General features: G+C 67.3%; 1 protein-coding gene. It reads right to left on the bottom strand.

Annotation, left to right across the window (positions count from 1 at the left end):
• Nucleotides 1–23 precede the first annotated feature (23 nt).
• On the bottom strand, nt 24–1,076 hold the full coding sequence (recA, locus tag NQ160_RS23985) for a recombinase RecA (RefSeq protein WP_257507114.1): 1,053 nt from the start codon (nt 1,074–1,076) through the stop codon (nt 24–26).
• Nucleotides 1,077–1,217: the final 141 nt, after the last annotated feature.

The following is a 1,217-nucleotide window of genomic DNA, read 5'->3' as shown; positions in this document are numbered from 1 at the left end:
CCCGTCGCTCTCGAACCGCACCATCAGGCCGGGCGGCGTGCCGCGAGCTCGTCGGACGCCGGCTCCTCGACGACCTTCGGCTGGCCGATGCCCAGCTTCTGCTTGATCTTCGTCTCGATGTCGTTGGCGATGTCGGGGTTGCGCAGCAGGAAGTTGCGCGCGTTCTCCTTGCCCTGCCCGAGCTGGTCGCCTTCGTACGTGTACCAGGCCCCGGACTTCTTCACGAGCGCGTGCTCGACACCGAAGTCGATGAGACTGCCCTCGCGGGAGATGCCGGTGCCGTAGAGGATGTCGAACTCCGCCTGCTTGAACGGCGGCGCCATCTTGTTCTTGACGACCTTCACACGCGTGCGGTTACCCACCGCGTCGGTGCCGTCCTTCAGCGTCTCGATGCGACGGATGTCCAGACGCACCGAGGCGTAGAACTTCAGCGCCTTACCGCCGGCGGTGGTCTCGGGCGAACCGAAGAACACGCCGATCTTCTCGCGCAGCTGGTTGATGAAGATCATCGTGGTGTTGGTCTGGCTGAGCCCACCGGTGAGCTTGCGCAGCGCCTGCGACATCAGACGCGCCTGCAGGCCGACGTGGGAGTCGCCCATCTCGCCTTCGATCTCGGCCTTGGGCACGAGGGCTGCGACCGAGTCGATGACCACCAGGTCGACGGCCCCGGAGCGCACCAGCATGTCGGCGATCTCGAGCGCCTGCTCCCCCGTGTCGGGCTGCGACACGAGCAGCTGGTCGATGTCGACGCCGAGCTTCTGCGCGTAGTCGGGGTCGAGCGCGTGCTCTGCGTCGATGAACGCGGCGATGCCGCCGGCGCGCTGCGCGTTGGCGATGGCGTGCAGGGTCAGGGTCGTCTTACCCGACGACTCCGGACCGTAGATCTCGATGATGCGACCACGGGGCAGTCCGCCCACGCCGAGGGCGACGTCGAGGGCGATGGAGCCGGTGGGGATGACCGCCACGGGCGCGCGCTCGTCGCTGCCCAGTCGCATGACCGAGCCCTTTCCGAACTGCCGGTCGATCTGGGCGAGGGCCGATTCAAGGGCCTTCTCGCGGTCAGCGGGTGAGGGCATGACGTGCTCTTTTCTGCTCGCGGTCGGTCGCCTGTAGGCTGACGCGCTCTGCCCGGATGGGCGGGATGCTGCGACAAGGCGTGTGGTGTGCGATGACGGGTTCCACGCTACGGAGGGCCTCCGACATTGGGTCGGTCGCCT

The sequence above is a fragment of the Microbacterium sp. zg.Y909 genome (genome assembly GCF_024626565.1).
The sequence above is the reverse complement of the archived record's forward strand: the minus strand, read 5'-3'. Positions and strand labels throughout refer to the sequence as shown.